23 protein-coding genes, 1 tRNA gene and 1 pseudogene are annotated in these 24,019 nt (G+C 70.8%); 17 read left to right on the top strand and 8 right to left on the bottom strand.

The window, feature by feature from the left end:
• Window positions 1-8 precede the first annotated feature (8 nt).
• Entirely contained in the window at window positions 9-1,022 is a 1,014-nt protein-coding gene (locus tag AB0K92_RS05945; protein ID WP_165999542.1) for an HNH endonuclease, read from the bottom strand.
• A 416-nt stretch (window positions 1,023-1,438) separates the two neighbouring features.
• Here AB0K92_RS05945 and AB0K92_RS05940 point away from each other — a divergent pair, with 416 nt between their 5' ends.
• Both AB0K92_RS05940 and AB0K92_RS05935 read left to right on the top strand, forming a co-directional pair.
• Window positions 1,439-1,954 carry a YwqJ-related putative deaminase gene (locus AB0K92_RS05940; protein ID WP_365919795.1) on the top strand — a complete coding sequence of 172 codons (516 nt, stop codon included), beginning with the start codon at window positions 1,439-1,441 and terminating at the stop codon, window positions 1,952-1,954.
• A 41-nt stretch (window positions 1,955-1,995) separates the two neighbouring features.
• Complete coding sequence (locus AB0K92_RS05935; protein WP_165999546.1) at window positions 1,996-2,499, top strand: SUKH-3 domain-containing protein; 504 nt, start codon at window positions 1,996-1,998, stop codon at window positions 2,497-2,499.
• A gap of 85 nt (window positions 2,500-2,584) precedes the next feature.
• On the opposite strand, the gene AB0K92_RS05930 is transcribed toward AB0K92_RS05935, so the two are convergent.
• Window positions 2,585-3,904: a histidine kinase gene (locus tag AB0K92_RS05930; RefSeq protein ID WP_365919793.1), complete on the bottom strand. Its 1,320-nt coding sequence runs from the start codon at window positions 3,902-3,904 to the stop codon at window positions 2,585-2,587.
• Window positions 3,905-4,070: 166 nt separating this feature from the next.
• Here AB0K92_RS05930 and AB0K92_RS05925 point away from each other — a divergent pair, with 166 nt between their 5' ends.
• From AB0K92_RS05925 to AB0K92_RS05890, 8 genes are all read left to right on the top strand, one after another.
• Window positions 4,071-4,943: a hypothetical protein gene (locus tag AB0K92_RS05925; protein ID WP_365919791.1), complete on the top strand. Its 873-nt coding sequence runs from the start codon at window positions 4,071-4,073 to the stop codon at window positions 4,941-4,943.
• A 6-nt stretch (window positions 4,944-4,949) separates the two neighbouring features.
• Window positions 4,950-5,020 (top strand) — tRNA-Gln (locus AB0K92_RS05920).
• Window positions 5,021-5,142: 122 nt separating this feature from the next.
• Complete coding sequence (glmU, locus tag AB0K92_RS05915; protein ID WP_365919789.1) at window positions 5,143-6,591, top strand: bifunctional UDP-N-acetylglucosamine diphosphorylase/glucosamine-1-phosphate N-acetyltransferase GlmU; 1,449 nt, start codon at window positions 5,143-5,145, stop codon at window positions 6,589-6,591.
• Window positions 6,592-6,731: 140 nt separating this feature from the next.
• Window positions 6,732-7,712 carry a ribose-phosphate diphosphokinase gene (locus tag AB0K92_RS05910; protein WP_165999553.1) on the top strand — a complete coding sequence of 327 codons (981 nt, stop codon included), beginning with the start codon at window positions 6,732-6,734 and terminating at the stop codon, window positions 7,710-7,712.
• A 185-nt stretch (window positions 7,713-7,897) separates the two neighbouring features.
• Window positions 7,898-8,497: a 50S ribosomal protein L25/general stress protein Ctc gene (locus tag AB0K92_RS05905; RefSeq protein WP_365919787.1), complete on the top strand. Its 600-nt coding sequence runs from the start codon at window positions 7,898-7,900 to the stop codon at window positions 8,495-8,497.
• Window positions 8,498-8,581: 84 nt separating this feature from the next.
• Entirely contained in the window at window positions 8,582-9,184 is a 603-nt protein-coding gene (gene pth, locus AB0K92_RS05900) for an aminoacyl-tRNA hydrolase (protein ID WP_365919784.1), read from the top strand.
• Between the two features lie 71 nt (window positions 9,185-9,255).
• The gene (locus tag AB0K92_RS05895) at window positions 9,256-9,744 is read left to right on the top strand and encodes a hypothetical protein (protein ID WP_365919782.1); all 489 of its coding nucleotides are present in this window, start codon (window positions 9,256-9,258) and stop codon (window positions 9,742-9,744) included.
• 247 nt (window positions 9,745-9,991) lie between these two features.
• A complete protein-coding gene (locus AB0K92_RS05890; RefSeq protein ID WP_365919780.1) occupies window positions 9,992-10,762 on the top strand; it encodes an LPXTG cell wall anchor domain-containing protein in 771 nt (256 codons plus the stop codon).
• Window positions 10,763-10,834: 72 nt separating this feature from the next.
• On the opposite strand, the gene ppc is transcribed toward AB0K92_RS05890, so the two are convergent.
• Window positions 10,835-13,567 (bottom strand): phosphoenolpyruvate carboxylase, encoded by a 2,733-nt coding sequence (ppc, locus tag AB0K92_RS05885; RefSeq protein WP_365919778.1) that lies wholly within the window; start codon window positions 13,565-13,567, stop codon window positions 10,835-10,837.
• A gap of 289 nt (window positions 13,568-13,856) precedes the next feature.
• On the opposite strand from ppc, the gene AB0K92_RS05880 reads away from it, so the two are divergent.
• The 4 genes and pseudogenes from AB0K92_RS05880 to AB0K92_RS05865 all read left to right on the top strand — a co-directional run bounded on the left by AB0K92_RS05880 (window position 13,857) and on the right by AB0K92_RS05865 (window position 16,088).
• The gene (locus AB0K92_RS05880) at window positions 13,857-14,876 is read left to right on the top strand and encodes a fatty acid desaturase (RefSeq protein ID WP_365919776.1); all 1,020 of its coding nucleotides are present in this window, start codon (window positions 13,857-13,859) and stop codon (window positions 14,874-14,876) included.
• Entirely contained in the window at window positions 14,873-15,550 is a 678-nt protein-coding gene (locus AB0K92_RS05875; protein WP_365919774.1) for a TetR/AcrR family transcriptional regulator, read from the top strand. Before AB0K92_RS05880 ends, AB0K92_RS05875 begins: the two co-directional genes overlap by 4 nt.
• A 39-nt stretch (window positions 15,551-15,589) precedes the next feature.
• Window positions 15,590-15,840 (top strand): annotated as a pseudogene (locus tag AB0K92_RS05870) (type II toxin-antitoxin system Phd/YefM family antitoxin).
• Window positions 15,837-16,088 carry a type II toxin-antitoxin system RelE/ParE family toxin gene (locus AB0K92_RS05865; RefSeq protein WP_365919772.1) on the top strand — a complete coding sequence of 84 codons (252 nt, stop codon included), beginning with the start codon at window positions 15,837-15,839 and terminating at the stop codon, window positions 16,086-16,088. The pseudogene AB0K92_RS05870 and the gene AB0K92_RS05865 overlap by 4 nt, the downstream one beginning before the upstream one ends.
• A 4-nt stretch (window positions 16,089-16,092) precedes the next feature.
• Here the strand turns inward: AB0K92_RS05865 and AB0K92_RS05860 are convergent, their stop codons facing one another.
• A complete protein-coding gene (locus AB0K92_RS05860; RefSeq protein WP_365919770.1) occupies window positions 16,093-16,884 on the bottom strand; it encodes a trans-aconitate 2-methyltransferase in 792 nt (263 codons plus the stop codon).
• Between the two features lie 73 nt (window positions 16,885-16,957).
• On the opposite strand from AB0K92_RS05860, the gene tamR reads away from it, so the two are divergent.
• Window positions 16,958-17,455, top strand: a complete 498-nt coding sequence (gene tamR, locus AB0K92_RS05855; protein ID WP_019753616.1) for a MarR family transcriptional regulator TamR — start codon at window positions 16,958-16,960, stop codon at window positions 17,453-17,455.
• Here the strand turns inward: tamR and AB0K92_RS05850 are convergent.
• Complete coding sequence (locus AB0K92_RS05850) at window positions 17,414-18,199, bottom strand: response regulator transcription factor (RefSeq protein ID WP_165999574.1); 786 nt, start codon at window positions 18,197-18,199, stop codon at window positions 17,414-17,416. The genes tamR and AB0K92_RS05850 overlap by 42 nt on opposite strands.
• 249 nt (window positions 18,200-18,448) lie before the next feature.
• On the opposite strand from AB0K92_RS05850, the gene AB0K92_RS05845 reads away from it, so the two are divergent.
• Window positions 18,449-18,940 (top strand): N-acetyltransferase, encoded by a 492-nt coding sequence (locus AB0K92_RS05845; protein WP_365919767.1) that lies wholly within the window; start codon window positions 18,449-18,451, stop codon window positions 18,938-18,940.
• Here the strand turns inward: AB0K92_RS05845 and galK are convergent.
• Genes galK through galT form a run of 3 tightly spaced genes read right to left on the bottom strand, consistent with a single transcriptional unit; the run spans window position 18,937 to window position 22,120 of the window.
• Window positions 18,937-20,091 carry a galactokinase gene (gene galK, locus AB0K92_RS05840; RefSeq protein WP_365919765.1) on the bottom strand — a complete coding sequence of 385 codons (1,155 nt, stop codon included), beginning with the start codon at window positions 20,089-20,091 and terminating at the stop codon, window positions 18,937-18,939. The two genes, AB0K92_RS05845 and galK, sit on opposite strands and share 4 nt — an antisense overlap.
• Before the next feature lie 2 nt (window positions 20,092-20,093).
• Window positions 20,094-21,062: a UDP-glucose 4-epimerase GalE gene (gene galE, locus AB0K92_RS05835; protein ID WP_365919763.1), complete on the bottom strand. Its 969-nt coding sequence runs from the start codon at window positions 21,060-21,062 to the stop codon at window positions 20,094-20,096.
• Window positions 21,062-22,120, bottom strand: coding sequence for a galactose-1-phosphate uridylyltransferase (gene galT / locus AB0K92_RS05830; RefSeq protein ID WP_365919761.1), 1,059 nt, complete (start codon window positions 22,118-22,120; stop codon window positions 21,062-21,064). Before galT ends, galE begins: the two co-directional genes overlap by 1 nt.
• Before the next feature lie 190 nt (window positions 22,121-22,310).
• Between galT and AB0K92_RS05825 the strand changes: the two genes are divergently transcribed.
• Window positions 22,311-24,002, top strand: coding sequence for a sodium:solute symporter family protein (locus tag AB0K92_RS05825; RefSeq protein ID WP_365919759.1), 1,692 nt, complete (start codon window positions 22,311-22,313; stop codon window positions 24,000-24,002).
• Window positions 24,003-24,019: the final 17 nt, after the last annotated feature.

Genomic DNA, 24,019 nt, shown 5'->3' with positions numbered 1-24,019 from the left:
CGGCCAGCTCACTCCCCGGACACCGGAACGGACCGCGCGAAACCGCCGTCCACCATCAGATTCGCCACGGTCTCCAGCTCCGGCGGCGACCCCGCGAGCCGCGACAGGAACGCGTCGAAGTCCTCACCGCACGGCAGCAGCAGCCGCTCCACCCGCTCCGCGGGCGACCACGACGGATCCACGTCACGCGCGTCGTCGTACGCGCAGAACCACACCGAACCGACCCGCTCGCCCTTCACCTTCACGGCGAGCAGACCGCCCTGCACGAACCCGACCCCCAGGTAGTCCTTGGTCAGATGGTCCCGCAGGCACTTGTTGACGTACACCAGGTCGTTGACCGCCGCCTCGTCCCGCACCGTGAAGAACGGCTGGTCCACCAGCAGCCCCAGCTCCGCGTCCAGCGCCGTCCCGACCGGCGCGCAACCACCCGCCGCCTTCAGGAACGACCGGTACGCGCCCGGCAGCCGGTAACCCAGGTCCTCCTCGACGCCCTGCACCTGCGCCTCGGTCACCGCCACACCCGACTTCGGCAGCCCGAAGTGCGCCGGCCGCGTCTCCTGCAACGGCCGCGTGCCCCGCTTGCCGTGGTCCACCGCGGCCGTCGCGATCCCGCCGTGATGCCGCAGCAACGCCTTCACCTCGACCGGCACCAGCTCCAGCCGCCGCGTCCCCGCCACGTGATGCCACGTCCAGCCGTGCGGCGTCGCCACCGCCGGAATCGTGTCCCACAGCTCGTGCCCCGTCGCCGCCAGCGCCGCGTTCGCCGACACATAGTCCGTCAGCCGCAGCTCGTCGACGCCGAAGCCCTCCGGCGGATCCGCGATCTCCGCCGCCGCGCGGGCGTACGGCGAGAAGTCGGGGTAGCCGCGCTCGTCCACCCGCACCCCTCTCGGGTGACGGGCCGCCCGGACCGGATCCGGGAAGTGCACGACCTGCCCGGCGTAGGCCGCGTTCGGCGGCGCGGCTTGTCCCCCGGCCTGGCGGCCGGGAGGTGCCCCCAGCCCGAGCCGACCTGTCGTCATGGCGGTTGCCCCCTGCGGCACTCTGTACGACCCGCAACGACCGACTCCGGCCGCTACGCCCCGTATCGACTTCTTAGCTCCGACGCACCCCTGTCCCGGGCACGCCCACCGCGCGCGACGCGGTCCCGACAGCCTATGCCGTACCGGGAAACCGGTCACCGGCGCCGGTCACGCCCACCCCACAGCACCGGACGCACCCCTTCCGCATCACCCCCGCCACCCCTCCGCCCCACAACCGCCCCGCAACCGCCGCCCCGAACCCACCCCATCGCCCTGACACACCGTCACCAACGCGTCACCATCACGTGACGACCCGCCCCCGACCGTGCGTGTCGCACCGCCCCCGCTTCCACAGCGCCCAACCCATTTGGCACTCTGTGTCCGCCGGGGGGATGCACGGGAGGGGAAACACGAGCATGAACGCGACACAAACAGGACCGCACACCAACGCCTCCGGCGACCCCCGCGTCGGCTGGAGCACCACCGACGAACGACCCGCCCCCACCCTGCGCCACCGCCGCGACGGCATACTCCCCACCATCGCCGCCGCCCTCTCCGTCCGCGGCACCACCCTCACCGGCACCGCCGCCCGCGGCGACCAGCCCCCCACCCTGCACCCGCTCGTCCAGGACTTCCTCGACACCCTCACCAGCGCCCAGCGCGACCGCTTCACCGGCCGCTGCGCCGAGACCATCCTCATCTCCCGCCACCTCACCGCCGCCGACGCCGCCCGCAGCAAACGCGCCGCCCGCAGACCCATGACCAACGGCGAGGCCCGCAAAGCCCTCAAGCACGCCAAACTCACCGCCCGCCGCATCCGCGAGGCCGGCGACCCCCTCCACGGCAGCTTCGCCGCCCCCTGCCGCGCCTGCGCCGCCCTCAGCGCCCACTTCGGCGTCCGCGTCGTCGACCCCACCGCGACCGGCGACTGACCCGCGCCACCGCCCCACCACCCCACCACGAACAAGGGCAGATGCACACCGACCGCGCCTCGACCACCCGCTTCTCCGTCCCCGTCGACGCCACCCTGCGCGCCGCCGGCTGGCAGCCCGGACGCTGGGACATCAAACAGGCCGAGATCTGGGCCGACACCCTGCGCGAACACCTCTCACCCGGCGGCCACCGCCACGCCGTCTTCCCCGCCGCCGTCGAAGCCTGGGCCGAGTTCGGCGGCCTCCACCTCAACCCCACCGGCCCCGGCCGCCAACTCGCGCCCGCCGCCCTGCACCTCGACCCCCTGCACGGCCTCCACCTGGCCCGCACCCTCGGCGACCTCGGCCGCGCCCTCGGCACCGAGGTCAGCCCGCTCGGCGCCGAGACCGACACCCAGGCCCTCCTCGCCATCGACGCCGAAGGCCGCGTCTACGCCCTCGACCACACCGGCGACTGGTACCTCGGCCCCGACATCGACCACGCCCTCACCACCCTCGTGGCCGGCCTGGAACCCGTACGCCTCACCGTCGCCCCCACCGACTGACACCACCGACCGCCGACACCACCGACCCACCCCACCGGCCCGACCCGGCCCGCCCAGCGACGCGAACCACGAGCCGAAGCCGGCGCTACGACGCCGGGATCACCGCCGACACCCGGAAACCCCCCGACTCCGTCGGCCCCGACACGAACACCCCGCCGAGCCCCACGACCCGCTCCTTCATCCCCACCAGCCCATTGCCACCCGACGGCAACCGGGCCGACGACGCCGCCCCCGCCTCCGGCGGCGGCTCGTTCTCCACCTGCATCGCGATCTCCGACACCCGGTGCGCCAGCCGCACATACGTCTTCGCCCCCGCCGCGTGCTTGTGCACGTTGGTCAACGCCTCCTGCACCACCCGGTACGCGGTCTGCTCGACCTCCGGCGCATACGCCCGCGCCTCCCCCTCCACCGACAGATCCACGACCATCCCCGCCGCCGCCGACTGCCCGATCAACTCGTCCAACTCCGCCAGACACGGCCCCTCCCCCGTGTCGTCGGCGGCCCGCGACGCCGCCGCGGCCGCCGCCGCACCCACCGCCGCCAGCGCCACCGCCGGACCCTCACGCCGCCGCACACCGTCCCCCGCCGTACGCAGCACCCCCAGCATCTCCCGCAACTCGGTCAGCGCCTGCCGCCCCATGTCCCCCACCAGCGCGGCGTTCTTCACCGCCTTCTCGGGATCCTTGCGCGCCACCGCCTGCAATGCCGCCGCGTGCACCACCATCAGACTCACCCGGTGCGCGACCACGTCGTGCATCTCCCGCGCGATCCGCGTCCGCTCCTCGTTACGCGCCCACTCGGCTCGCTCCTCCGCCCGCTCCGCGAGCAGCTGAAGCTCCCGTTCCAGCGAGTCCGCCCGCTCCCGCAGACTCTCCATCAGCCGCCGCCGCGCCCCCACGTACAGCCCCAGCAGCAACGGCGGAGCCGTCACCCCCAGCGAGGCGGTGATCGAGATGAACGGAACGAACCAGTCCCCCACACTCAGCTCGACATCGCCGTGCGCCATGTCCTGCCGCGCCCGCACGAACGTCACCACCAGCGTCCCCACCAGCGACATCCCCGCCAGCGCCGCGATGATCCGGCGCGGCAGCTCCGAGGCGGCGAGCGTGTAGAGACCCACCACCGTCAGCAGCAGGCCCATCTGCGCCGGCGCGATCGCGATCGACACCAGGACGACGGCGATCGGCCACCTCCGCCGCACCAGCAGCGTCGACCCCGCCACGACCCCGAAGACGACCCCCGCCGTCTCCGGGATCCCCGCGTCCTGCGCGAAGGGATACCCCTCCGCCCCGCACTCCAGCGCCGACACCAGCGCGAGGCTCCAGTCGAGCACCGCCCCGCGCCGTCTCTCCCACCACCACGGCCCCGGACGGGCCTCCGTGTGGTCATCCCCCGTCGTGGTCATGCCTCCAGCCTACGGGCGGCCCCCCGCGCTTTTCCGGCGAGTTTCGGCGACCGGCCTCCACCACACTCCGCAATCGAATAACAGCGAAACCACCCGAAATCCCTCGAACTGACGAACCACACCCGTTCGAACCCGGAACCCGCCGTTCCCCTCGGACGGTATGCCCATGGCACATACCAACAGCAAATACGCCGACTACGAAGCCCTGCGCGAGCAGGCGGTCGCCCTGCGGCGCGCGGGGCTCAGCCGGCGCCAGATCCGGGATCGGCTGCACGTCGACAACAACGACCTCCTCAACCGCCTCCTGGAGGGCGAGCCGCCACCGGAGTGGACCAAACGACCGCGAGCCAAGGACGACCTGCGCGAGAAGGCCAGGGAGCTGCGGCTGCGAGGCTGGACGTACGACCGGATCCAGATGGAGCTGGGGTGTTCCAAGAGTTCGATCTCACTGTGGGTGCGGGATCTGCCGAGACCGGAGCGGCGCGACCCCACGGAACAGGCGAAGCTGGCGGCCCGCAAGCGCTGGGAGCACGAGCTGGCGGTGCGGGACGAGCGGCGCCGGCGGACCAAGGAGAGCGCGGCAGCGGAGATCGGTGACCTCTCGGACCGCGACCTGTTCATCGCGGGGGTCGCCCTCTACTGGTCGGAGGGCTCCAAGGACAAACCTCACGCCCGGCGCGAACGCATCGTGTTCGTCAACAGCGACCCGAACATGATCCGCCTCTTCATGGCCTGGCTGGACCTGCTCGGGGTCGACCGGGAACGCATCGCGTACCGCCTGATGATCCACGAGTCGGCCGACGTCGAGGCCGCCGAGCGCTACTGGGCGGACGTCGTCCGGGTCGAGCACGGCACCTTCGGCAGGACGACCCTGAAACGGCACAACCCCAAGACGGTGCGCAAGAACACCGGCGACGGCTATCACGGCTGCCTCGTCGTCACCGTGCGCCAGAGCGCGGAGCTGTACCGTCGCGTCGAAGGCTGGTGGTACGGCATAGTAGGGGCTGCCACCGCACCCGATCTGCGAAATCGGACATAGCGGTAATCCCGGGTCGTCTAAGGGCAAGACGTCAGATTTTGGTTCTGATCATGGGGGTTCGAGTCCTCCCCCGGGAGCCCATGCTCGGTTCGGGTCCTGACTGCTCAACAGCGAAGTCAGGGCCCGCTCTCATGTCCCCCCAGAACACCCCCGGTATCCTGCGGTTGTCCACACCCCCTCCACAGCCGAAGGGCATCCCGTGAGCGCCATTCGCCCGGCAGCCGTCGTCGTTCTCGCAGCGGGTGAGGGCACCCGTATGAAGTCGGCCACACCGAAGGTCCTGCACGAGCTCTGCGGCCGCAGCCTCGTGGGGCATGTGCTGGCCGCCGCCGGCGAGCTGGAGCCGGAGCACCTGGTGGTGGTGGTCGGGCACGCGCGGGAGCAGGTGACCGAGCACCTGGCCGCCGTCGCGCCCGGCGTGCGCACCGCGGTGCAGGCGGAGCAGAACGGCACCGGGCACGCGGTGCGGATGGGCCTGGAGGAGCTGGGCGGCGGCGTCGACGGGACCGTGGTCGTGGTCTGCGGCGACACCCCGCTGCTCACGGCCGGCACCCTCCGGCGGCTCGCGCAGACGCACTCCGCCGACGGCAACGCCGTCACGGTGCTCACGGCCGAGGTCCCGGACGCGACCGGTTACGGCCGGATCATCCGGGACGAGGCGACGGGCGCCGTCACCGCGATCGTGGAGCACAAGGACGCGTCGGAGGCGCAGCGGCTGGTCCGGGAGATCAATTCCGGTGTGTTCGCGTTCGACGGCCGGCTGCTGGCGGACGCGCTGGGCAAGGTGCGTACGGACAACAGTCAGGGTGAGGAGTACCTGACGGATGTGCTCGGGATCCTGCGGGAGGCGGGGCACCGGGTGGGTGCGTGTGTGGCCGGGGATCACCGGGAGATCGCGGGGATCAACAACCGGGTGCAGCTGGCCGAGGCGCGGCGGATTCTCAACGACCGGCTGCTGGAGCGGGCGATGCTGGCGGGGGTGACGGTCGTCGATCCGGCCACGACGTGGGTGGATGTGTCGGTGACGTTCGAGCGGGACGTGGTGGTGCATCCGGGCACGCAGTTGCAGGGTTCGACGCATCTCGCCGAGGGGTGTGAGGTGGGTCCGAACAGCCGGTTGAGGGACACGCGTGTGGGTGCCGGGGCGCGGGTGGACAACACGGTCTCCGACGGGGCCGAGGTGGGTCCGGAGGCGACTGTGGGGCCGTTCGCGTATCTGCGGCCGGGGACGCGTCTGGGGCGCAAGGGCAAGATCGGGACGTACGTCGAGACGAAGAACGCGTCGATCGGCGAGGGGACGAAGGTTCCGCATCTGTCGTATGTCGGTGACGCGACGATCGGTGACCACACCAACATCGGTGCGGCGAGTGTGTTCGTGAATTACGACGGTCAGGAGAAGCATCACACGACGGTCGGGTCGCACTGCCGTACCGGTTCGGACAACATGTTTGTGGCTCCTGTCACGATCGGGGACGGTGCCTATACGGCTGCCGGCTCCGTGATCACCAAGGATGTGCCGCCCGGCTCGCTGGCCGTGGCCCGTGGTCAGCAGCGGAATATCGAGGGTTGGGTGGCTCGTAAGCGTCCTGGGAGCGCGGCGGCGAAGGCGGCCGAGGCGGCGTCCCGGGATCCGGAAGGCGAAGGCTGACCGGAAACAGGTGCGTCTGGGACGGCGTACCGTGATAAGTGCACACCCGCACCCCACCAGCTGAGACGACGGATCTCGCGCCCCAGCTGCGAGACGTCGTGTCAACACCCCAGCTGAGACACCTCTGAGGAGAAAGTGCTGTGACCGGGATCAAGACGACCGGCGAGAAGAAGATGATGTTCTTCTCCGGCCGCGCCCACCCCGAGCTTGCCGAGGAGGTCGCCCACCAGCTGGGTGTCGGGGTCGTCCCGACGAAGGCCTTCGACTTCGCCAATGGCGAGATCTATGTCCGCTATCAGGAGTCGGCGCGTGGCGCGGACTGCTTCCTGATCCAGAGCCACACGGCTCCGATCAACAAGTGGATCATGGAGCAGCTGATCATGATCGACGCGCTGAAGCGTGCGTCGGCCCGTTCCATCACGGTCATCGTGCCGTTCTACGGTTACGCGCGGCAGGACAAGAAGCACCGCGGCCGGGAACCGATCTCGGCGCGGCTGATCGCGGATCTGATGAAGACGGCGGGTGCGGACCGCATCCTGACCGTGGATCTGCACACGGACCAGATCCAGGGCTTCTTCGACGGTCCGGTGGACCACCTGTTCGCGCTGCCGCTGCTGGCGGACTACGTGGGCAAGCGGGTGGACCGGGAGAAGCTGACGGTCGTGTCGCCGGACGCGGGCCGGGTGCGGGTCGCGGACCGCTGGTGCGACCGGCTGGGTGCGCCGCTGGCGATCGTGCACAAGCGGCGTGACAAGGACGTGGCGAACCAGGTGACGGTCCACGAGGTCGTGGGTGAGGTCAAGGGCCGGGTGTGTGTCCTGGTCGACGACATGATCGACACGGGTGGGACGATCTGTGCCGCGGCGGACGCGCTGTTCGCGCACGGTGCGGAGGACGTGATCGTGACGGCGACGCACGGTGTGCTGTCGGGTCCGGCGGCGGACCGGCTGAAGAACTCGCGGGTGAGCGAGTTCGTGTTCACGAACACGCTGCCGACGCCGGGTGAGCTGGCGCGGGATCTGGACAAGCTGACGGTGCTGTCGATCGCGCCGACGATCGCGCGGGCGGTGCGTGAGGTGTTCGAGGACGGTTCGGTGACGAGCCTGTTCGACGAGCAGTAGGCCTGGCGGGGCTTCTGCCTGATCGATTTTTCCGGCGGCCTCCCCGCCGAGTAGACTTCTCGGGTTGCTCGGCGAGGGAGGCCGTACCCGTGCGGTACGGCGGTCCGTTATCGACGCGCTCTTCGTAGCAGGCCGTTCGTGGCCGGGTGACCCGTCCGTTCCGCTTCCTACGAGGAGTGATCATCATGTCCGAGGTGAAGCTCACCGCCGAGACCCGTACCGAGTTCGGTAAGGGTGCCGCCCGTCGCATCCGCCGTGACAACAAGGTTCCGGGTGTGCTGTACGGCCACGGCTCCGACCCGCTGCACCTGACCTTCCCGGGTCACGACCTGCTGCTGGCGCTGCGTACGCCGAACGTCCTGATCTCGCTGGACATCGACGGCAAGTCCCAGGAGCTGGCGATTCCGAAGGCCGTGCAGCGTGACCCGCTGAAGGGCTTCCTGGAGCACGTCGACCTGCAGCTGGTCCAGCGTGGCGAGAAGGTCACGGTGGAGATCCCGGTCCACACCGAGGGCGAGCTGGCTCCGGGTGGCAACCTGCTGGAGCACGTGCTGAACGCGCTGCCGGTGGAGACCGAGGCCACGCACATCCCGGAGGCCGTCACGGTGTCCGTGGAGGGTCTGGCGGCCGGTGCCTCCGTCCTCGCCAAGGACATCGAGCTGCCGAAGGGCACCACGCTGGCCGTCGAGGAGGACGCCGTGGTGCTGCAGGTCCTGGCCGCGCAGGCCGAGGAGGCCGCCGAGGGCGAGGGTGCCGAGGGCGGCGAAGAGTCCGCCGAGGCCTGATCCTCAGCTTCGTCGTTTCGTCAGCCGCTGTCTCCCCGGGGGGTTCTCCGTGGGGGACGGCGGCTGGCGCGTATCCAAGGAGACATGGACGTGACGACCGACGCGGGTGCGCCCTGGCTGATCGTGGGGCTGGGGAATCCGGGGCCGGAGTACGCGATGAACCGGCACAACGTCGGTTTCATGGTGGCGGATCTGCTGGCGGAGCGGATCGGTGGCAGGTTCAAGCGGGCGGGCAAGGCGCAGGCGCAGGTCGTGGAGGGCCGGATCGGTCCGCCGGGGCCGGCGAGCCGGCGGGTGGTCCTGGCGAAGCCGATGTCGTTCATGAACCTGTCGGGTGGTCCGGTGAACGCGCTGCGGGACTTCTACAAGGTGCCCGTGGGCCACATCGTGGCGGTGCACGACGAGCTGGACATCGACTACGGGACGCTGCGGCTGAAGCTGGGCGGCGGTGACAACGGGCACAACGGGCTGAAGTCGATGACGAAGGCGATGGGTCCGGACTATCACCGGGTGCGGTGCGGGATCGGGCGTCCGCCGGGGCGGATGCAGGTGGCGGACTTCGTGCTGCGGGACTTCTCGTCGGCGGAGCGCAAGGAGCTGGACTGGTTCGTGGACCGGGCGGCGGACGCGGTGGAGTGTCTGGTGACCGAGGGTCTGGAGCGGGCGCAGAGCGCGTACAACTCCTGACCTGGGACAACTCCCGACTTGTCCCTTACGTGAGTTGACTGGCCGTGCGGGCATGGCCAAGGATCGCGGCCATGCCTTCTGCGGTCGTCTCCCGTCAGGGTGCGGACGCCGTGCTGCGCTTCGGCCGGTTCGCGGCGATGGGCGCGGTGACGGCGCTGATCCTCGTCGCCGGTGTGTGGGCCTCGTGGGGGTCCGCGCAGTACGTCATGCTCACCAAGGGGCGGGAGAGCGGCACCGTCGAGGTCGGGCGGTGCGGCGAGGACGTCTGCGCCGGTCCGTACCGGCCGTTGTCGCCGGGCTCGCAGCCTCGCGAGCGGGTGGTGCTGGAGCGTTCGGCCGCGGTGCGCGAGGGGCGGACGTACGCGGTGGTGCTGAAGCCGGACGGCGGTGAGGCGGTGCGCTCGGGTCCGGCGGGGATTCTGTACGCCTGGGTGCCGATGGGGGGCGCGCTGCTGCTCGCGTCGGTGGTGGTCGCGGGGGGTCTGCGGCGGGTGCGGGCGGCGTGGGTGCTGGCGGGGGCGGGGTTCGCGCTGATCACGGCGGCGTTCGTGGTGGTGTGACCGCCGGTGGTGGTCGTGGTGGTGTGACGGGCGGTTTGCGCGGGTGGTGTGACGGGCGTTCCCGTGGTGGTGTGACGGTCGGTTTTGGGGATGGGCCGATACGTCTGACCGGGTTTCACCGTTGTCCTGCCCGTGGAGAGTTGGATCGTTGCCTGTTCGTGCTTGATCCGTCACCGGGGTGGGATGCAAGCTGAGCCGCCCCCTCCACATCTTCCCCGTTCGTCACACGAAGATGGACTACTGCTTCATGCGAACCCTCTCTCGCGCCGGCGCCGTGTGCGCCGTCGCCGCGGCCACGCTGCTCCTGTCCCCCGCCGCCCACGCCACCCCTCCGGGAGACAACGGCACCGTCAAGATCCATGACGCGGCCACCGGCGAGGAGCTGCGCAAGAACGAGCCGCACGTCTGCACCTTCTACCTGGACGCGTTCGGTTTCGACGCGGGCCAGAAGGTCGACTGGCACATCGAGGCCTGGGCGCCGACCGCCGACGTCAAGGGCGAGACGGTGAAGTCCGGCTCGCTGACCCTGGACGCCGACGGCCACGAGCGCACGGCGGACATGACCCTCCCCGACGGCCACTACAAGCTGTTCTGGACCTTCGAGGGCAAGCACGGCGCCCCGAAGCACAAGGTGTTCTGGACGGACTGCGAGGAGGACGAGGGCGGCCAGCCGGGTACGACGCCGTCCGCCTCGCCGTCGGAGTCGACCGGTGCGTCCGAGACGCCGGGCGCGTCCCCGAGCGTGTCCGAGGGCGCCTCCGAGGGCCCGTCGGGCTCGCCGTCGGGCTCGCCGTCGGACGCCCCGTCGGGCAGCCCGTCCGAGGGCGCGACCCCGGGCGCCTCGGAGAGCGGTGCGGCCACCCCGGCCGCGTCCTCGTCCCCGCAGGGCGGCACCGAGGGTGACCTGGCCGAGACCGGCAGCAGCGCCCCCGTGGGCCTGCTGGCGGGCGTGGCCGCGGCGCTGGTGGCCGCGGGCGGCTTCCTGGTGGTCCGCCGCCGCAAGGCCCAGCAGGGCTGACCCGGTACGGCACGAAAGCGGCGCCCCCACGCTCGGTGAGCGTGGGGGCGCCGTCGTGTGCGCGGGGCGGGGTCAGCCGGTGTTGCGCAGGCCCGCCGCGACACCGTTGACGGTGAGCAGCAGCGCCCGCGACAGCAGCGGGTCGACTTCCTCGCCGGCGGCGGCCGCGTCGCGCTGCCGCTTGAGCAGGGCGACCTGGAGGTAGGAGATCGGGTCCAGGTAGGCGTCGCGGATGGCGAAGGTCTGCTTGAGCACCGGCTGGGCGTCGAGGAGTTCCTGTTCGCCGGTGACGCGCAGGACCTCGCGGACGGTCAGCTCGTGTTCGGCCTCGATGGTGTCGAAGACGTGCTTGAGCTCGTCGGGGACGAGGGTGTCGACGTAGTGGCGGGCGATGCGCAGGTCGGTCTTCGCGAGGGTCATCTCGACGTTGGAGATGAAGTTCCGGAAGAAGTGCCACTGGCCGTACATCTCGTCGAGCACGGTGTCGAGACCGGCCTCGCGCAGCGCCTTCAGGCCGGAGCCGACGCCGAACCAGCCGGGGACGATCTGCCGGGACTGGGTCCAGCCGAACACCCAGGGGATGGCGCGCAGGCCGTCGAGCGAGACGCCGGAGCCGGGGCGGCGGGAGGGCCGGGAGCCCAGGTGCAGGTCGGCGAGCTGGTCCACCGGCGTCGAGGCGAGGAAGTAGGCCGGCAGGTCGGGGTCCTCGACCAGGCGCCGGTAGGCGGAGTGGGCGGCGTCGGAGACGACGTCCATGGCGGCGTCCCAGCGGGCGAGGGCCTCGGTGGACTGGCGGGGCGCGGTGTGCAGGGCGGACGCCTGGAGGGTGGCGGCGACCGTCAGTTCCAGGTTCTCGCGGGCCAGGGACGGGATGAGGTACTTGTCGGAGATGACCTCGCCCTGCTCGGTGACCTTGATCTCGCCTTCGAGGGTGCCCCAGGGCTGGGCGAGGATCGCGTCGTGGGTGGGGCCGCCGCCGCGGCCGACGGTGCCGCCGCGGCCGTGGAAGAGGCGCAGGCGCACGCCGTAGCGGTGGGCGACGTCGCGCAGCCGGCGCTGGGCGCGGTGGATCTCCCACTGGCTGGTGGTGATGCCGCCGAACTTGGAGGAGTCGGAGTAGCCGAGCATGACCTCCTGGACGTCGCCCCGGAGCGCGACGAGGCGCCGGTAGGACGGGTCGGAGAGCATGTCCTCGAGGATGGTGTCGGCGGCCTTCAGCTCGTCGGTGGTCTCCAGGAGCGGCACGATGCCGATCTTGGCCCAGCCGGCGTGCAGGTCGATGAGGCCGGCCTCGCGGGCGAGGACGGCGGCGGCGAACACGTCGTCGGCGCCCTGGCACATGGAGATGATGTACGACTCGATGACCTCGGGTCCGAAGACCTCCAGGGCCCGCTTGACGGTCTGGAAGACGCCGAGGGTCTTGGCTCCGGCCTCGTCGACGGGCGCCGGGCTGGGGGCGAGGGGGCGCCGCGAGCGGAGTTCCTTGGCGAGCAGCTTGGTGCGGTAGTCGCGGGGCATGTCCGCGTACCGCCAGGACTCCTCGCCGAGCCGGTCGAAGAGCTGGCCGAGGGCGTGGTGGTGGGCGTCGGCGTGTTCGCGGACGTCCATGGTGGCGAGCTGGAGGCCGAAGGCGGCCAGGGTGCGGATGGTGCGGTTCATCCGGCCCTCGGCGAACAGGCCGCCGCGGTGCTCGCGCAGCGAGGTCTGGATGAGGGTGAGGTCGGCCAGCAGCTCGGAGGTGCCGAGGTAGTCGCGGCCGGGCTCGTGCGGGGTGCCCTTGGCGAGGCGGAGCTTGGTGTTCTCCAGCTTCTGCCGGATGCAGGTGGCCTTGAGCCGGTAGGGCTCCTCGGCGTTGAGGCGCTTGTAGCGGGGGCTGATCTCGGGCAGGTTGTCGAGGTCGGCCTTCAGGGATGCCAGCAGCTCGGGGGTGGCGCCGCTGTAGCGGATGGAGTTCGACAGGAAGCCGCGCAGCTCGTCGATCGTCTCCAGCGCGTCGTTGATGCCGTGCTCGTGCTGGAGGATGAGGATGTCCCAGGTCACCTGGGGGGTGACGTTGGGGTTGCCGTCGCGGTCGCCGCCGATCCAGGTGCCGAAGGTGAGCGGGCGGGTGTCGTCGGGGAGCTTGACGCCGACGCGTTCCAGTTCGGCGGTGAGGTCTTCCAGGACGTCGCCGACGGCGTTGGCGTGCAGTTCGTCCAGGTAGTAGATGGCGTTGCGGGCCTCGTCGGCCGGTTCGGGGCGGACGACGCGCAGTTCGTCGGTCTGCCACACGAGGTCGATGTTCTCGGCGAGGCGGACGTCGTGGCGGCGCCGGTCGGAGTCGAGGACGGGGGTGTCGAGGAGGGCGGCGATGCGCCGCAGCTTGTTGAGCACCGAGCGGCGCGCGGCCTCGGTGGGGTGGGCGGTGAAGACGGGGCGGACGTTGAGGTTGCGCACCGTCTCGCGCAGGTGTTCGGGATCGGCGTCCTTGAGCCGGTCGGCCGTGCGGGCCAGCAGGCCGCCCTCGGCGGCGCGCCTGGCGCGCAGTTCGCGGCCGCGGTGCACCTGCTCGGTGACGTTGGCGAGGTGGAAGTAGGTGGAGAAGGCGCGGACCAGCTTGGCCGCGGTCTCCAGCTCGGTGCCTCGCAGCAGCTCGGCGGCGGCCTCGCCGTCCTCGCGGGTGAGGCGGCGGACCTTTTCGACGAGCTCCAGCAGCTCGGGGCCCTCCTGCCGCACCAGGGTCTCACCGAGGAGATCACCCAGCCGGCGGATGTCGGCGCGCAGCGCGCTGCTGTTCGTCGTGGTCTGGTCGTCGGCACTGCTCACAGGTGCGGCTCCTTGCAGTGTTGAAGCTCGTCTGGGAGGGGAACCCGGACGGCGTCTCGTACGGCGGCTTGCCGCATACGGGCCGGACATCCGGGAAGTAACAGAGCGGACCGCGCTGTCCGACCGACATCAAGGATAGGTGTCCACGTTGACGCGCAGGCTTTCGGGCTCTTGCCGCCGGGCGAGCCACTGCCATACTTACGACACCGTAGGTTACGGAACCGTAGGGAACTGTCCCGGTTCCGCGCCGCGGAATCCTTCTTGACCCTCGACCCCATAGGGGACGCCCATGACCCCAAGCTCCGATGTGATCGACAACGCCTCGCAGTCGACCGCCGACTCCGCCGCCGCCGCGGCGCCGTCCGCCACGCTGGGCGGTGAGAAGAAGCGGTCCGTCGAACAGATCACGCTGCTGCTCTTCATCATCGTCCCGTTCCTCGCCCTGGTCGCGGCCGTGCCGCTGGCCTGGGGCTGGGGCGTGAGCTGGCTGGATCTCGGTCTGCTGGTCTTCTTCTACTTCCTCGGCTGCCACGGCATCACGATCGGCTTCCACCGCCACTTCACCCACGGTTCGTTCAAGGCCAAGCGCCCGCTGAAGATCGCGCTGGCCATCGCCGGCTCGATGGCGGTGGAGGGTCCGCTCGTCCGCTGGGTCGCCGACCACCGCAAGCACCACAAGTTCTCCGACGCGGAGGGTGACCCGCACTCCCCGTGGCGGTACGGCGAGACCGTTCCCGCGCTGATCAAGGGCCTGTGGTGGGCGCACATCGGATGGATGTTCGACGAAGAGCAGACGCCGCAGGACAAGTACGCGCCGGATCTGATCAAGGACAGGACGTTGCGCGCGATCTCCCGCCAGTTCGTGCTGTGGACGATCGTGTCGCTGGGCCTGCCCGCGCTGATCGGCGGCCTGGTGACGATGTCCTGGTGGGGCGCGTTCACCGCGTTCTTCTGGGGCTCGCTCGTGCGGGTGGCGCTGCTGCACCACGTGACGTGGTCGATCAACTCGATCTGCCACGCGGTGGGCAAGCGCCCGTTCAAGTCGCGCGACCGCTCGGGCAACGTGTGGTGGCTGGCGATCCTGTCGTGCGGGGAGTCCTGGCACAACCTGCACCACGCGGACCCCACGTCGGCGCGCCACGGTGTGATGCGCGGCCAGCTGGACTCCTCGGCCCGGCTGATCCGCTGGTTCGAGCAGCTCGGCTGGGCGTATGACGTGCGCTGGCCGTCACGCTCGCGTATCGATTCCCGCCGCAACGCCGGGGAAGACGGTTCCCGGCGCCGGAAGGAGGCCGCCAAGGCGGCATGATTGACGCCGTGGCGACCGACTCCAGCAGTACCCCGAACAGTGACAAGCCGCGGCGCGTGCGCCGTACCCGAATGACCGGTGCGGAGCGGCGCCAGCAGCTGCTGGAGATCGGTCGCACCCTCTTCGCCGCGAAGGGGTTCGAGGGCACGTCGGTGGAGGAGATCGCCGCGAAGGCGGGGGTCTCGAAGCCGGTGGTGTACGAGCACTTCGGCGGCAAGGAGGGGCTGTACGCGGTCGTCGTGGACCGCGAGATGCGGCGCCTGCTGGACATGGTGACCGGCTCGCTGACCGCCGGGCACCCCCGCGAACTGCTGGAGCAGGCGGCGTTCGCGTTGCTGGACTACATCGAGGAGTACACGGACGGCTTCCGGATCCTCGTCCGCGACTCCCCCATCCCCCAGTCGACGGGCTCCTTCGCCTCGCTGATCTCGGACATCGCCACGCAGGTGGAGGACATCCTCGGCAAGGAGTTCAAGAGCCGCGGCTTCGATCCGAAGCTGGCGCCGCTGTACGCCCAGGCGCTGGTCGGGATGGTCGCCCTGACCGGCCAGTGGTGGCTGGAGGTGCGCCGCCCGAAGAAGGCGGAGGTCGCGGCCCACCTGGTGAACCTCGCCTGGCACGGCCTGGACGGCCTGGAGCCGAAGCCGCGGTTGATCGGGCACCGCAAGAGCTGAACGAAGTGACCACAAGGTGACACTTGTGGCACCTTGGGCATGACTGAGATCCCGATCAGCGCTGCCCGTTCCCAGCTCGGCGATCTGGTCCGCCGCGCGGCCCACAGCCGCGAGACCATCGCCGTCACCGACCATGGCCACGTGGCCGCACTGCTTGTGTCTCCTCAGGTGATAGAGGATCTTGAGGACGCCCTGGCGGTCGCCGACTATGAGCGACGCAAGGCCGAGGGCAAGATGGCGAAGGCATCCCGCACGAGGAAGTCGGGCGCATCCTGGGGCTGCGCCCGTGACCTACCGCATCATCTGGGAGCCGGAGGCCAAGAACGCGGCCGTGCGGTTCCTCAAAGACGACCCGTCAGGGCTCGCCGCCGTTTACGAAGCCGTCGACGGACTCGCCGAGCACCCCCGCCCCGCCACCTCCGTCGCCTACGGCCCCGATATCCGGCGCCTCCGTGTCGGCGACTACCGAGTCCTGTACGTCATCGACGACGGCACGATCCACATCCTGGCCACCCACCTGGGTCGCAGACTCCGATGAGGGCTCACCTGCCACGCCGTGCCACCGCGAACACCCGGCGGAACGGGAACGGCGTCCCGTGCCGGGTCGGCGGGTACGCCTCGCGCAGGGCGTCGCGGTAGGCGCGTACGAAATCCTCCCGGGCCTCGGGATCGTCGGCGAGGGCCGTCAGCACCGGGCGCAGGGACGTGCCCTTCACCCAGTCCAGGACCGGGTCCTCGCCCTCCAGGAGATGGACGTACGTCGTCTCCCAGACGTCGGTCTCACAGCCGAGGTCCGTCAGGCGGCTCAGGTAGTCCACCGGCGTGAGGACGGCGTTCTCGTGCCGTAGGACCCCGGCGAGGCCGTGGCGGTGGGCCAGCTCCCGCAGCAGTCGGTGGCTGAGGGCGTCGAAGTTGCCGGGGACCTGGAAGGCGAGGGTGCCGCCGGGGGTGAGGGCGGCGATCCAGTCGGGGAAGCGGTCGGCGTGACCGGGGATCCACTGGAGGGTGGCGTTGCTGAGGATCAGGTGGTGCGGTTCGGCGGGCGTCCAGGTGCGGACGTCGGCCGCGCGGAACTCCAGGCTGCCGCCGCCCGGGGTGGGCCCGCCGGAGGCCCGGGCGAGCATCTCGGGCGAGTTGTCGTAGCCCGTGACGCGGGCGGTGGGCCAGCGCTGTGCGAGGAGCTCCGTGAGGGTGCCGGGGCCGCAGCCGAGGTCGGCGATGCGGGGCGGGCCGGCGGGGAGGTCCGGGACGCGGGCCAGGAGGTCGGCGAAGGGGCGGGCACGGGGGCCGGCGTGACGCAGGTACTGCGCGGGGTCCCAGGTCGGATCAGCCATGACGGCAGCGTGACAAGCAAGGTCTCTTGACGTCAAGAGACTTCACGTCGACACAACCACTACACTGATCGCCATGGAGGACGAGGTCGATCGGCTGGTCGCGGCGTGGCGCCGGGAGCGCCCGGACCTCGACGTGGAACCACTCGAGGTGCTCAGCCGGGTGAGCAGGCTCGCCCGGCATCTGGACCGCGCCCGCCGGCTGGCCTTCTCCGAGCACAGCCTGGAGCCCTGGGAGTTCGACGTGCTGACCGCGCTGCGGCGCGCGGGCACGCCCTACCAGCTCTCCCCCGGTCAGCTGCTGACGCAGACCCTGGTGACGTCCGGGACGATGACCAACCGGATCGACCGGCTCGCCAAGAAGGGCCTGGTGGAGCGGCTGCCCGACCCCAGCGACCGGCGCGGGGTGCTGGTCCGCCTCACCGACGAGGGCCGCGACCGCGCCGACCAGGCGCTGGCCGGGCTGCTGGACCAGGAGCGCGCCATCCTCGCCGAGCTGTCCCGCGCCCAGCGCGGGGAACTGGCCGCCCTGCTACGCCAGCTGACCGCCCCGTTCGACAACATCCCCGGTTAGGTCGGCCGGCCCCACCCCGGCCCGCCGGGCGAGCGCGACGGCGGCGAGCGTGGAGTGCACCCCCAGCTTGCCCAGCACGTTCTGCATGTGCGTACGCACCGTGTGCGGGCTGAGGAACAGCCGCTCGGCCACCGCCTTGCGGCCGAGCCCCGCCACCATGCAGCGCAGCACCTCCCGCTCGCGCGGGGTCAGCGACTCCACCAGCCGCTCGCTCTCGGTGCGGTGCCGGCGCGCGGCGGTCAGCTCGCGCAGCACGCCGGTGAGCAGCGCGGGCGGCAGATGCGTCTCGTCCCGCAGCACCCCGCGGATCACGGTGAGCAGCCGGGACAGGGAGCAGTCCTTCGCGACCCACCCGGAGGCGCCCGCCTGGAGCGCGAGGGCCGCCCGGCGCGGGTCGTCCTTCTCCGCGAGGACCACGATCCGCACTCCGGGGTGTGCCGAGCGCACGCTGGTGACCAGGGAGATCCCGTCGACGGCGCCGTCCTCGCCGCTCTCCCGCGGCGCGGGTACGGCGGCCACCGCGGGCCGGGGCAGCGGCGCGGCCAGGCCCCCGCCGAGGTCGGCGTCCACGAGCAGGACGTCGAACCGCCGGCCCTCGGCCGCCGCGCGTTCCAGGCTGCGCAGCGCGGCCGGGCCGCTGCCCGCCGCGGACACGTCGACGTCGGGCTCGGCGGCCAGGGCGGCCGCCAGCGACTCGGCGAAGATGCGGTGGTCGTCGACGACCAGGACTCGGATGCGAACCACTGATACCCCCACTGGTCCGGACAGGCCCGGAACACGAAGAACCGGCGCGGGTACGGCGCCCGGGCGGTGTGGCAACCACGACCGCACGGCCGCCGCCGTGCCAAGACTGCTACCCCCGCCGCGAGCGCCGTACCCGACTTTGTCTCGCCCCCTGAAACAGCACCGGCCCCCACCGGTGCCGGTTCCTCAGAGTACGGGCGGGGGGCCGCGGCGGAAGGTTATTTGCAGAACTGGCAGTCTGCCGCGTTTATGGTGAGCCGCATGTTTCGTCTGGAGACAGAAGTCGACAAGGCCCGGCGCGATCTTCTCCGTTCGCGGCTGCGCGACACCAACACCGCGGCCTCGCCGGTGCTGGCGGCGCTGAGAGGCACGCGGGGGGCGCGCGAAGTGCCGTTGCACGTCTGGGCGTCGGACGAGACGGGGGAACTGGCCGGCGGGCTGGTCGGCCACACCTGGGCGACCTGGCTGCACGTGACGTGCCTGTGGGTCGACGCGCCGCACCGGGGCGCCGGTCTGGGCGGCCGGCTGCTGGCCGAGGCGGAGCGCGTCGCCCGCGACGAACGCGGCTGCGGGGCCGCGCGGTTGGAGACCTGGGACTTCCAGGCGCCCGGCTTCTACGAGAAGCGGGGATACGAGGTGGTGTGCGTGATCCCCGACTATCCGCCGGGGATCACCGAGTACACCCTGGTGAAGAGGTTCTTGACGAACCGGTTCGAGAGAAACCCGCTCCGGGCGGGCTAGCCGATCCGCCGCGCCCCTGCTGACGGCACCGCCTCGAAGACCCGCGGCGCGGTGAAGCCGGCCGCGGCGAAGGCCTCCTCGACGGCCTTGGTGACCGTGTCGACGTCGGCCGCCTCGGTGAGGACGATCGCCGAGCCGCCGAAGCCGCCGCCGGTCATCCGGGCGCCCAGCGCGCCCGCCGCGAGCGCGGTGTCCACGACCAGGTCCAGTTCCGGGCAGGAGATGCGGAAGTCGTCGCGCAGCGAGGCGTGGCCCTCGGTGAGGACCGGGCCGATCGCCCGGGTGTCGCCGGACTCCAGCAGGGCGACGACCCGCTCGACCCGCTCGTCCTCGGTCACCACGTGCCGGACCAGGCGGCGCACCTCCTCGTCGTCGCCGAGCCGTTCCAGCGCCGCGTCGAGTTCCGCGTACGGGATGTCGCGCAGGGCGTCCACGCCGAGCAGCGCGGCGCCCTTCTCGCAGCCGGCGCGGCGCTTGCCGTACTCGCCGGTGGAGTGCTCGTGCTTGACCCGGGTGTCGACCACCAGCAGGCGCATGCCCTCGGCGGCGAGGTCGAAGGGGATCTGCTTCTGCGACAGGTCGCGGGTGTCGAGGAAGAGGGCGTGGCCGTCGGTGCAGCAGGCGGAGGCGGTCTGGTCCATGATGCCGACGGGGGCGCCGACGTAGACGTTCTCGGCGCGCTGGCACAGGCGGGCCAGCTGCCAGCCCTTCAGGCCCAGCTCGTACAGGTCGTTCAGGGCGAGGGCGACGACGACCTCCAGGGCGGCCGACGAGGACAGGCCGGCGCCCGCGGGGACGGTGGAGGCGAGGTGGATGTCGGCGCCGGTCACCGGGTGCCCGGCCTCGCGCAGCACCCAGACGACGCCCGCGGGGTAGGCGGTCCAGCCCTTGTCCGTCTCCGGTGCGAGGTCGTCCAGGCGCAGCTGTGTGACGCCGCCCTCGACGTCGGCGGAGTGCAGCCGCAGCAGGCCGTCGGTGCGCCGGGCGACGGCGGCGACGGCGGTGTGGGGCAGCGCGAAGGGCATCACGAAGCCGTCGTTGTAGTCGGTGTGCTCACCGATGAGATTGACGCGGCCCGGCGCCGCCCAGACGCCCTCGGGTTCGGCCCCGTACAGCCGGACGAAGTCGTCCCGCACCTGCTGTGCGCCCACGCTCACTGCTCCCTTGCGATGTACTGCGCGAACTCCCACGCGTCCGCGACGATGCCCGCGAGGTCCGCGCGGGTCGGGTTCCAGCCCAGCTTCTCGCGGGCGGTGGCGGCGGAGGCCACCAGGACCGCGGGGTCGCCGCCGCGGCGCGGGGCGGTCACCTCGGGGATGGGGTGGCCGGTGACCCGGCGGGCGGTCTCGATGACCTCGCGGACGGAGAAGCCGTTGCCGTTGCCGAGGTTGCAGATCAGGTGCTCGCCGGGCGCGGCGGCCTTCAGGGCCAGCAGGTGGGCCTCGGCGAGGTCCGCGACGTGGATGTAGTCGCGGATGCAGGTGCCGTCCGGGGTGGGGTAGTCGTCGCCGTAGACGGAGATGGCGTCGCGGCGGCCCTGGGCGACCTGGAGGACCAGCGGGATGAGGTGGGACTCGGGGTCGTGGCGCTCGCCGCAGGTGCCGTAGGCGCCGGCCACGTTGAAGTAGCGCAGCGAGACCGCTCCGAGGCCGTGGGCCCTGGCCTCACCGGTGATCATGTGGTCGACGGCGAGCTTGGAGGCGCCGTAGGGGGAGGTGGGGGCGGTCGGGTCGGTCTCGGTGATGGGCGTGCTGACGGGCTCGCCGTAGGTGGCGGCGGTGGAGGAGAAGACGAGCTTGCGCACGCCGGCCTCGCGCATCGCGGCGAGCAGCGCCATGGTGCCGCCGACGTTGTTGTCCCAGTACTTCTCCGGCTTGACCACCGACTCGCCGACCTGGGAGAAGGCGGCGAAGTGCAGCACGGCGTCGTAGGAGGCGTCGAGCCACTTGGCGGCGTCGCGGATGTCGCCCTCGATGAAGGCGGCCCCGGCGGGGACGCCCTCGCGGAAGCCGGTGGAGAGGTTGTCCAGGACGGTGACCTCGGCGCCGGCCTCCAGCAGATGCCGGGCGACCACGCTGCCGACGTATCCCGCGCCTCCCGTGACCAGGTACCTACCGCTCATCAACTCGCTACCTCTCGCAGTCGCTCGGCCGCGCGCTCCGGCGGCACGTCGTTGATGAACACGCTCATGCCGGACTCGGAACCCGCGAGGTACTTCAGCTTGCCGGAAGTCCGTCGGATGGTGAAAAGCTCCAGGTGGAGCGCGAAGTCGTCGCGTGTGACGCCCTCGAACTCCTCCAGTTGGCCGAACGGCGCCTGGTGCCAGGCGGCGATGTACGGCGTCGGCGGCTCACCCTCGCCGAAGATCCGGTCGAAGCGCCTCAAGAGTTCCAGATAAACCTGGGGGAACTCTGAGCGCGCCTCCTCGCCGAGCGCCAGCAGATCGGGCACGCGGCGCTTGGGGTACAGGTGGACCTCGTACGGCCAGTGGGCGGCGTACGGGACGAAGGCCGCCCAGTGTTCACCCTCAAGGACGACCCGCTCGCCGGCCAGTTCCCGCTGAAGGACGGCGTCGAACAGGTTCTCACCGCCGGTGGCGTCCTTGTGGGCGGCGAGCGAACGCAGCATCAGGGCGGTGCGCGGGGTGGTGAACGGGTAGGCGTAGATCTGCCCGTGCGGGTGCTGGAGGGTGACCCCGATCTCGGCACCCCGGTTCTCGAAGCAGAACACCTGTTCCACGGAGGGCAGATGGGAGAGCTCCGACGTCCGGTCGGTCCAGGCGTCCAGGACCAGCCGCGCCTGCTCCTCGCTCAGGTCGGCGAAGGACGAGGTGTGGTCGGAGGTGAAGCAGACGACCTCGCAGCGGCCGGAGTCGCCGGCCAGCGAGGGGAAACGGTTCTCGAAGACCACGACGTCGTACGACGCGTCGGGGATCTCGCTCAGCCGGTCGCCCTCGGACGGGCACAGCGGGCACTCGTCGGCCGGCGGGTGGTAGGTGCGGCCCTGCCGGTGCGAGGCGATGGCGACGGAGTCGCCGAGCAGCTCGTCGTGGCGGATCTCGGAGGTCGTCACGGTCCGGTCCAGCGGACGGCGGTCGACCGCTTCGCGCACGGCGTCGTCGCGCAGGTCGTAGTAGATCAGCTCACGACCGTCCGCCAGCCGGGTCGAGGTCTTCTTCACCGCGGACTCCTCATTCGGGCCACCCCATCACTAAGCCCACCCATCAAACAGAACCAAACACATCGAAACACAACTCACCACGACCGTCAACATCACAATCAAACAAAGAGCATCACCAGAAGTGTTCAATTACTGAAGGCAGAGGCGTAGGTTCCGCCACGGATCAGTTCGCGCAACGAAGCGAGTACTTATGCAAACCCCCACACACGCCGCCTCACAGCTGGCGGCCGAGCTACGACTCCCCACGAACTGGCTCGACTACACGATCCTCGGGATCTACTTCGTCGTCGTCCTCGGCATCGGTTTCGCCGCCAAGCGGTCGGTGAAGACCAGCCTCGACTTCTTCCTCTCCGGCCGCTCCCTGCCCGCCTGGGTCACCGGTCTGGCGTTCATCGCCGCCAACCTCGGCGCCACCGAGATCCTCGGCATGGCGGCCAACAGCGCGCAGTACGGCGTCTACACCACGCACTGGTACTGGATCGGCGCCATCCCGGCCATGGTCTTCCTCGGCCTGGTGATGATGCCCTTCTACTACGGCTCGAAGGTGCGCTCGGTCCCCGAGTTCCTGCTGCTGCGCTTCGACAAGGCGGCGCACCTGCTCAGCTCGATCCTGTTCGCCTTCGCCGCCATCCTGATCGCCGGCGTCAACCTCTACGCCCTCGCCATCGTCGTCGAGGCGCTGCTGGGCTGGCCGGAGTGGGTGGCGATCGTGGTCGCCGGCTTCTTCGTCCTCGCCTACATCACCCTGGGCGGCCTGTCCTCGGCGATCTACAACGAGGTGCTCCAGTTCTTCGTGATCCTCGCCGCGCTCATCCCGATCACGGTGCTCGGCCTGAAGTCGGTCGGCGGCTGGGACGGGCTCTCCGACAAGCTGACGGCCCAGCGCGGCGGCGACTTCATGACCTCCTGGGGCGGCACCGGCATCGGCGAGGCCAACCCGCTGGGCGCCAACTGGCTGACGATCGTCCTCGGCCTCGGCTTCGTCCTCTCCTTCGGCTACTGGACGACGAACTTCGCCGAGGTGCAGCGCGCCCTGTCCGCGAAGAACCTCTCCGCCGCCCAGCGCACCCCGCTGATCGCCGCCTTCCCGAAGATCTTCATCGTCTTCCTGGTGATGATCCCGGGCCTGGTCGCGGCGGTGCTGGTCCCGCGGATCGGCACGGCCGGCTCCGACCTCCAGTACAACGACGCGATCCCGTACCTGATGGAGTCCCTGCTGCCGAACGGCGTGCTCGGCATCGCGGTGACGGGCCTGCTGGCGGCGTTCATGGCCGGCATGGCGGCGAACGTGTCGTCCTTCAACACCGTCTTCACCACGGACATCTGGGCGAAGTACGTGGTGCGGGGCCGCGAGGACGCGTACTACGTGCGGTTCGGGCGCCTGATCACCGCGATCGGTGTGCTGGCCTCCATCGGCACGGCGTTCCTGGCCTCGTCCTTCTCCAACATCATGAGCTACCTCCAGACGCTGTTCTCCTTCTTCAACGTGCCGATGTTCGTCGTCTTCATCATCGGCATGTTCTGGAAGCGGGCGTCGATGAAGTCCGGCTTCTGGGGCCTGATCGCGGGCACCACCGCGGCGATGGTGAACTACTTCTGGATCTACAAGCAGGGCATCGTCGACATCCCCTCCGACCAGGGCGCCAACTTCGTCTCCGCGATCGCCGGCTTCGTGGCCGGCGCGGTCGTCATGGTGGCGGTCTCCCTGTTCACCAAGCCCAAGCCGGCCGCGGAACTGCAGGGCCTGGTCTACGGCACCGTCTCCCCCGGCATGTCCGAGCCGCCCGCCCCCGGCGACGAGGCCTGGTACCGCAAGCCGGCCCTCCTGGGCTGGGGCGCGGTCATCCTGGCCGCCGCCTGCTACATCCCGTTCTCGTTCTGACCGGAGGCCCGACACAT

The sequence above is a fragment of the Streptomyces sp. NPDC052687 genome (assembly GCF_040678395.1).
Lineage (GTDB): Bacteria > Actinomycetota > Actinomycetes > Streptomycetales > Streptomycetaceae > Streptomyces.
The sequence above is the reverse complement of the archived record's forward strand: the minus strand, read 5'-3'. Positions and strand labels throughout refer to the sequence as shown.

Coding starts and splice junctions, on each gene's coding strand:
- AB0K92_RS05880 (WP_365919776.1), top strand. CDS start 13,857: ATGACCCCAAGCTCCGATGTGATCGACAACGCCTCGCAGTCGACCGCC.
- AB0K92_RS05825 (WP_365919759.1), top strand. CDS start 22,311: ATGCAAACCCCCACACACGCCGCCTCACAGCTGGCGGCCGAGCTACGA.
- galE (WP_365919763.1), bottom strand. CDS start 21,062: ATGAGCGGTAGGTACCTGGTCACGGGAGGCGCGGGATACGTCGGCAGC.
- AB0K92_RS05860 (WP_365919770.1), bottom strand. CDS start 16,884: ATGGCTGATCCGACCTGGGACCCCGCGCAGTACCTGCGTCACGCCGGC.
- AB0K92_RS05935 (WP_165999546.1), top strand. CDS start 1,996: ATGCACACCGACCGCGCCTCGACCACCCGCTTCTCCGTCCCCGTCGAC.
- AB0K92_RS05890 (WP_365919780.1), top strand. CDS start 9,992: ATGCGAACCCTCTCTCGCGCCGGCGCCGTGTGCGCCGTCGCCGCGGCC.
- pth (WP_365919784.1), top strand. CDS start 8,582: ATGGACGTGACGACCGACGCGGGTGCGCCCTGGCTGATCGTGGGGCTG.
- AB0K92_RS05895 (WP_365919782.1), top strand. CDS start 9,256: ATGCCTTCTGCGGTCGTCTCCCGTCAGGGTGCGGACGCCGTGCTGCGC.
- AB0K92_RS05925 (WP_365919791.1), top strand. CDS start 4,071: ATGGCACATACCAACAGCAAATACGCCGACTACGAAGCCCTGCGCGAG.
- AB0K92_RS05945 (WP_165999542.1), bottom strand. CDS start 1,022: ATGACGACAGGTCGGCTCGGGCTGGGGGCACCTCCCGGCCGCCAGGCC.
- AB0K92_RS05875 (WP_365919774.1), top strand. CDS start 14,873: ATGATTGACGCCGTGGCGACCGACTCCAGCAGTACCCCGAACAGTGAC.
- AB0K92_RS05905 (WP_365919787.1), top strand. CDS start 7,898: ATGTCCGAGGTGAAGCTCACCGCCGAGACCCGTACCGAGTTCGGTAAG.
- AB0K92_RS05930 (WP_365919793.1), bottom strand. CDS start 3,904: ATGACCACGACGGGGGATGACCACACGGAGGCCCGTCCGGGGCCGTGG.
- tamR (WP_019753616.1), top strand. CDS start 16,958: ATGGAGGACGAGGTCGATCGGCTGGTCGCGGCGTGGCGCCGGGAGCGC.
- AB0K92_RS05845 (WP_365919767.1), top strand. CDS start 18,449: ATGGTGAGCCGCATGTTTCGTCTGGAGACAGAAGTCGACAAGGCCCGG.
- AB0K92_RS05940 (WP_365919795.1), top strand. CDS start 1,439: ATGAACGCGACACAAACAGGACCGCACACCAACGCCTCCGGCGACCCC.